The 238-nt window shown below is 34.0% G+C and carries 1 protein-coding gene; it reads left to right on the top strand.

Features of this window, described 5'->3' with window-relative positions:
* Positions 1 to 238, top strand: a 238-nt coding sequence (locus SB659_RS20445; protein WP_410551759.1) for a hypothetical protein, incomplete at both ends; no start/stop codon positions are given.

Raw genomic sequence — 238 nt, 5'->3', positions numbered from 1 at the left:
CATTTTGCTGGGGTTGCTATTCTTTGGAACAGGTATTATACTTCATTTTTATAATACTGGTTCTGCATATGCGGAAGGACCTGTAAAAAAGAAAGAAACAGTTACTTTTAAAATTTCTCAGAAATTAAATTCTACTGAGAAATATCGAAAGTATGATGGGGAAGTACAGGCAGGATCAATGAACTTTAACTCTATTCTTTATCTTCCAAAAGATAGTGAGGAGCTGGACTTTACACAC

It is taken from the genome of Arthrobacter sp. SIMBA_036, assembly GCF_046535135.1.
Taxonomy (GTDB): Bacteria; Actinomycetota; Actinomycetes; order Actinomycetales; family Micrococcaceae; genus Arthrobacter.
This window is presented reverse-complemented; position numbering and strand designations above follow the sequence as displayed.